The 5,299-nt window shown below is 72.4% G+C and carries 4 protein-coding genes and 1 pseudogene; 2 read left to right on the forward strand and 3 right to left on the reverse strand.

What is annotated here, in order from left to right:
• Positions 1-133: 133 nt before the first annotated feature.
• Positions 134-1,090, forward strand: a complete 957-nt coding sequence (locus tag D7Y13_RS38055; RefSeq protein WP_120534791.1) for a diguanylate cyclase — start codon at positions 134-136, stop codon at positions 1,088-1,090.
• Between the two features lie 25 nt (positions 1,091-1,115).
• Positions 1,116-2,849, forward strand: a complete 1,734-nt coding sequence (locus D7Y13_RS38060; RefSeq protein WP_120534790.1) for a response regulator — start codon at positions 1,116-1,118, stop codon at positions 2,847-2,849.
• Positions 2,850-3,225: 376 nt separating this feature from the next.
• Here the strand turns inward: D7Y13_RS38060 and D7Y13_RS38070 are convergent, their stop codons facing one another.
• From D7Y13_RS38070 to D7Y13_RS38080, 3 genes and pseudogenes are all read right to left on the reverse strand, one after another.
• Complete coding sequence (locus tag D7Y13_RS38070; RefSeq protein ID WP_120534788.1) at positions 3,226-3,819, reverse strand: HdeD family acid-resistance protein; 594 nt, start codon at positions 3,817-3,819, stop codon at positions 3,226-3,228.
• 176 nt (positions 3,820-3,995) lie between these two features.
• Complete coding sequence (gene miaA / locus D7Y13_RS38075) at positions 3,996-4,898, reverse strand: tRNA (adenosine(37)-N6)-dimethylallyltransferase MiaA (RefSeq protein WP_120534787.1); 903 nt, start codon at positions 4,896-4,898, stop codon at positions 3,996-3,998.
• A gap of 52 nt (positions 4,899-4,950) precedes the next feature.
• Positions 4,951-5,299: pseudogene (locus D7Y13_RS38080) on the reverse strand (hypothetical protein); the annotation flags it as partial.

Consider the following 5,299-nt stretch of genomic DNA (forward strand, 5'->3'; position numbering starts at 1 on the left):
GGGTGGGTGCTTGCAGGATGAGGCGGCGGCGGGTGCGCGTGGGGCGCAAGGGCGAGGGGAGCACCTCGAGGGGCGTGGCGCCCGAGACTTTCGGCCTGCCATTTCTGGCAAGGCGAGCGGAGCGAACCAGTTCATGGAACGGCACGGCCGCGGCAGTGAGCGGGCGCTTCTCCTCATCATCGAAGACGACACCGGTGTGCGCGAAGGTCTGATGGACCTGCTCGCCCCCCGCTTCGACATCCTGGCCGCGGCGGACGCGGGCGCGGGTGTGGAGCTGGCGCGAGAGCACCGCCCGGACCTCGTCCTCCTGGACCGGTTCCTGCCTTCCGGGGATGGGCTGGCGGTCCTGGAGACGCTCCAGGGCGACGTGCGCACGGAGACGGTGCCCGTCATCTTCCTCACAGGGGACGCGGACGAGGCGACCCTGGAGAAGTGTCTGGAGATGGGCGCCGTGGACTTCATCCACAAGCCGGCGAGCTCGCGCGAGCTGCTCGCCCGCATCGACCGGGCGGTGCGCCAGAGCGAGCAGCAGCGCAAGCTCCAGGTGCTGGCGCAGACGGACGCGCTCACGGGCCTGGCGAACTTCCGGGCGCTGTCGGTGCGGCTGGACGACGAGTTCAAGCGCGCCCAGCGCTACGGCTACGCGCTGAGCGTGGTGGTCATCGACCTGGATCACCTGAAGGCCATCAACGACGGCATGGGGCACGACGTGGGCAACCGCGCCATCCTGTCCCTGGCCACGCTGATGCAGGGCAACCTGCGCGAGTCCGACTTCGCGGCGCGCTTCGGCGGCGACGAGTTCGTGGTGCTGCTGCCCCACCAGACGTCCATGGAAGCGGCCGTGTTCGCGGAGCGGCTGCGCACGGAATTGCGCGGCGTGAACGTGCAGCGCAGTGACGGTCGCCCGGCGCCGTTCGGTCTGAGCATCAGCGTGGGCGTGGCGGACCACACGGTCGAAGGCCCGCGCGAGAGCACGGAAGCATTGCTGAAGGCGGCGGACGCCGCGCTGTACGAGGCCAAGCGGGAAGGACGCGACCGGGTGGTGGTGTACGGCCAGTCGCTCCATGGCTCGCCGGCGCAGCGGCACTGATGGCGGGAAGGATCGAGGGCGCGCGATGAGCGGGATCAGCAAGCTGGCGAGTGGTTCAAGGGTGGCGATCGTCGGCGGCGGCATCGCCGGCGCGGGGCTCGCGGCCTCCCTGCTCTTCAATGGTCGCGCGCGGGGCGTGGCCCTGGACGTGCGCATCTACGCGGGGGGCACCGAGGAGCGCACCGCCCCCCCTGCCCTGCTGACCCCGGAGTGCCGCTCGCGGCTGGCGGCGCTCGGCTGCCGCATCCCGCCCGAGTGGCGCACGCACGAACTGCGCGGCGTGGAGATCATCTCGCAGGGCGAGCGTGAGCTCTTGCCGTGCGCGCCCGGAGGCCTGTGGGTGGTGGATGGCTGGCCGCAGGGCGAAGGCGGCCTGGATCAGGTGCGGCAGGTGCTGTCCACGGCGGCCAGTTCCCAGGGCGCTCGCTTCGTGAACCGCAACGTGGAGCGCGTGGAGCGGCAGGCGCCCGCGCCGGATGCGCCCACGGCGGTGCGCAACGCGGGGCCGCTGGTCGTCCGCGCGCAGGGCAGTGGCGAGCGCTTCCACGCGGTGGCGCTGGCCGCTGGCGCGGGGCCGCTGCTGGGGGATGCCTTCTTCAAGGGTTTCCGTCCGGCGCCGTCCATGCCCGCGGTGCAGGCACGGCTCAAGGGCGCGATGGTGGGCCGGGAGCTGATGCCGGTGGCGCGCCTCTGGGTGTCGCCGCTGCCCGCGGTGGATGCGCTGTTCCTCATCCCGGGCGCGGGCTCCGTGTACGCGCTGGCCTTCGGCGCGGCGGTGACGCCCGCGGACCTGTGCCAGGTGCTGATGATGGCCGCGCGCGACGGCCTGCTGGAGGAAGGCTTCGAGGTCGCCGCGCTGGAGACGACGCGCCTGCCCTACGGCCCCGGCCGCACGCTGGTGGCGCCGGGGCAACTGGTGGTGGGGCCGGCCGCCTTCGGTCACCCGCTGCAGGTGGGCCTGTCGGAGACGCTGGCGTCGTGCAGCCGCGCCGCCGTGGCGCTGCTGGACGGGGGCCTGGATGCGGCGTCGCTGGAGCGCCGGTATGTGCGCGACGGGCTGGGCGAGCTGATGGAGGACGCGGCGGCCGGAGCGCGCGCCGTCACGTGGCTGCGGCGCGCGGGCAAGCGGGCCCCGGCGGCCTTCGTCGCGGCGCGCTCGAAGCACACCCTGGGCAGCGTGTATGGCGGCGGCGTGCTGGGACTCAATGCCCCCACCCCGCTGTCCCTGCTGGCCGCGGCGCGCTGGGCGGGCGTGCGGGAAGTGGTGGGTTCGTGGCTGCGCACGCCGATGGAGCCCGTGCCCACGATGGTGCCGGAGGTGGAGCCGGACCTGTACTACGTGGTGGACGACGACGCGGACACGCGTGAGGCACTGACGCTGCTGTTGGAGAGCACCGGCGCGCGCGTGGTGTCCTTCGCGGATGAGCTGGCGCTGTTCTGCGCGGTGGCGCGGCGTCCGCCCACCGCCATCCTCCTGGACGTGGTGCTGCACTGGGTGGACGGCCTGCGCCTGTGCGAGGGCCTCAAGCAACACCCGCTCACCCGGGACACCCGCGTGCTGGTGATGAGCGGCCTCAACCGTCCGCACGTACGGCAGCGCGCGCTCGACGCGGGCGCGGAGGCCTTCCTGCCCAAGCCGGTGAACCCGGACCGCCTGCTCTGCCAGCTCACCGGACGCGTGCCGGAGCCGCTCGGCACGCCGGCCATCGTGCGCCCTGCCTCCGTGGAGCCGTTTGGCGAGGACCGCTACGCCTCCTGACTGTCGCGTGGGGGGTCGGACACCGGGCCTGGACCGACGGATGGCTTGTGCGTCGGGGTGGCCGTGCGCACGGAGGCCGCCCCATGACCACGACCTCCCGTCTCTTCGCAGGTGTCCTGCTCTGCCTCTCGCTTGCGTGCACGCAGTTGGTGGTGGCGAGCGGGCTGGGCCGGAAGAACGCAGTTCGCGCGTCTGGTGGGCACGGCGGTCGCGGCCGACGGCATGCTGCTCGTCGCGGACGATGCGAACGGCGTCATCTACCGCATCCGCTACGCGGGCTGGACTTCACCCGCAGCTATCTTTGAATTCACCAAAAGTGCGACCCGGGCCGGACGGCTTCCTGTGAGGATTCCGCCCGGCCCGGGTCCGGCTTTCGTCAGGCCGTGACCTGGCGGATGCCCCGACGCAGCGCCAGTGAACCGGACATCATCGCGATGCCTCGGAAGAACACGCCGACCCCGACGAGCGTCCCCACCAGCCAGACGGAGGACGTGGGCCACTGCGCCATGACGCTGATGCCCAGGAAGACGGAGATGAGGCCGAAGGCCGCATCCCAACCCCACTGGGGATAGCGGTCCATGACGGACGTGATGACGTGGAAGAGGCCGTTGGCGAAGAAGAAGCCGGCGAGCAGCAGCGTGAGGGAGGCAAGCCCTGCCCCCGGGAACACGACGGCGAGGATGCCGACCACGGAGGTGAGGAGGCCGCCCAGGATGAAGGACCAGAACGGGCCGCCGCCCTGGGCGCGCAGCCGGACGCCAGCGACGATCTCCGCGATGCCGCCAATCACCAGCATCATTCCGATGAAGAAGATGGTGACCATGCTGGTGAAGAAGGTGGCTCCCAGCAGCACGATGCCGGCGGCCGCTGTCAGCATGCCCAGGAGGAAGGGGGCGCCCCAGACGGCCGAGGCGCCCTTGGAAGGACGCTCCGGTCGGGTCTCCGGCGCGCGTTCAAATCTCGTTTCCATCGCGATCTCCGCTGTGGTGGCTCCCGGCATCGAGCACCCTCGGCCGCCTGCCGGTCCGGGAGCGGACTCACTGGAAGCGTTTCCCGTGCAACATGGGAGCGCCCGCGGGTGGCAACAATCCGCCTTCACTTCAGGCAGGACGGACCAGCGAGCGCGTGCCCTGGCGCCACCCCTGATCAGGGTTCGGGGCGAGCGTAGGGAGGCTCGAGGAACACCGCGCCGGGCTCCCGGCGGAACCAGGTGAGCTGACGCTTGGCGTACCGCCGCGTCTCCTGCGCGGTGTCGAGGATGGCCTCCTCGCGTGTCATCCGCCCTTCCACCACGGCGCGCGCCTGCACGTAGCCGACGCTGCGCATGGGCGCCGCGTCCGCGTAACCGCGCTCCAGGAGGGACCGCGTCTCCTCCACGAGCCCCCGGGCGAACAGCGCCTCCGTGCGCGCGTTGATGGCGGCGTACAGCGCTTCGCGCGGAGGGTTGAGCACGAACAGGCGGAAGGCGTAGCGGTCCGGCGCGAAGGCATGGGCGCGGCGGAACTCCGAGGCCGGAACGCCCGTCTGGGCGTGGATCTCCAGCGCCCGGACGACGCGCACCAGGTCCTGGGGCGGCAGCTTCGTCGCGGTCTCCGGATCCACCTCGGCCAGCCGGCGGTGCACGGCCTCCCTCCCCTGCTCCGCCGCCACCGCCTCCAGCTCCGCGCGCAGCGACGGCAGGGCGCCGGGAGCGTCCACCACCCCATGCAGGAGGACGCGGAGGTAGAGGCCGGTGCCTCCAACGACGAACACCGCGCGTCCGCGTGAAGCGATGTCCGCGATGGCCGCGTCCGCGCGGCGCTGGTACTCGGCGGCGGAGAAGGTCTCCAGCGGATCCACGGCCGACACGAGGTGGTGCGGCACGGCGGACAGCTCGTCGGGGGAGGGCTTCGCGGTGCCGATGTCGAAGGCGCGGTACACCTGCTGCGAGTCCGCGCTGACAATCTCTCCGCCCGCCTCACGCGCCCAGGCGATGGCCAGCGCCGTCTTCCCCGACGCCGTGGGCCCTGCGATCACCGTCAACGGCACCCGCGTCTCAACCACCGTCATCCGCCTCCGACGCCCCCTGTAACGCAGTCACGCGCCAGGAGCGAGCCCTGGCCTACGTCCGCCCGTCCGCGTCCAACCGCGCCCGGACCACCGCCGCCGCGGAGGCATCGCGTGCGAACACGAGCCGCGCCGTCTCCACCGACGACAACACCCGCCCGGCTGCACCCACCAGCGCGGCCCGGCCCGCGACGGTCGGCTCGGGCAACAGGGCATTGAGCAGCAGCACCCGGGCCACGTCCCCGGCCCCCTGCGCTTCCCACCGCGAATCCACGTCCCACGCCAGCGTGCCCACCGCGACGAGCGCGGCCTCGGTGGCTCGGCTCAGCACGTTCCACGGGGTCCCGGCGGCCCGCCATCCCCCACCGCCCTCCGGCCACACCGCCACCAGCTCATCCGCGAGC

The organism is Corallococcus praedator (assembly GCF_003612125.1).
Lineage (GTDB): Bacteria > Myxococcota > Myxococcia > Myxococcales > Myxococcaceae > Corallococcus > Corallococcus praedator.

What these genes read in the sequence shown, in the direction of transcription:
- D7Y13_RS38060 (WP_120534790.1), top strand. Translation starts at nt 1,116, where the DNA reads ATGAGCGGGATCAGCAAGCTGGCGAGTGGTTCAAGGGTGGCGATCGTC.
- D7Y13_RS38055 (WP_120534791.1), top strand. Translation starts at nt 134, where the DNA reads ATGGAACGGCACGGCCGCGGCAGTGAGCGGGCGCTTCTCCTCATCATC.
- miaA (WP_120534787.1), bottom strand. Translation starts at nt 4,898, where the DNA reads ATGACGGTGGTTGAGACGCGGGTGCCGTTGACGGTGATCGCAGGGCCC.
- D7Y13_RS38070 (WP_120534788.1), bottom strand. Translation starts at nt 3,819, where the DNA reads ATGGAAACGAGATTTGAACGCGCGCCGGAGACCCGACCGGAGCGTCCT.